This window comes from Variovorax sp. dw_954 (assembly GCF_018449755.1).
In the GTDB taxonomy this organism is placed as follows: domain Bacteria; phylum Pseudomonadota; class Gammaproteobacteria; order Burkholderiales; family Burkholderiaceae_C; genus Variovorax.
On sequence record NZ_JAAVVD010000121.1, the window covers coordinates 1 to 417 of the forward strand.

At 73.1% G+C, this 417-nt stretch carries 1 protein-coding gene; it reads right to left on the reverse strand.

Going from position 1 to position 417, the window contains the following annotated elements; translation table 11 throughout:
- The coding region (locus tag HB681_RS37795) for a tetratricopeptide repeat protein (protein WP_345944818.1) at nucleotides 1–417 on the reverse strand (417 nt) is incomplete at both ends.

Genomic DNA, 417 nt, shown 5'->3' on the forward strand with positions numbered 1-417 from the left:
CCGCCACGGAGGCCGCCGCCTTGTCGCCGCGCGCCAGTTCGCTGCGCGCCACGCCGTCCCAGGCCCAGAGCTGGTAGTAGCCCGAGTCGGTGCCCACCGGGCGGGTGGTGAGCTGGCGGTACAGCGCCACGGCTTCGTCGGGCTTCTTCTCGGCCAGCAGCAGGCGCGCGCGGGTGCGCTCGAGCTGGGCCGCGAGCTGGGGCTCGGCCGGCGGCGCGAGTCCATCGAAGAGCTGGCGCGCACGCGCGGTGTCGCCCGATTCGATCAGCGCGTTGACCAGCGACGATTGCACCAGCGGCGCATAGCGCTCGGAGCTGTTGGCCAGCGCGGTCTCGTAGCTGGCCACGGCGCCGGCATAGTTGCCGCGGCGCGTCTGCACGTCGCCGATCACCTTGTTCGCCGGGCCGACGATGAGCT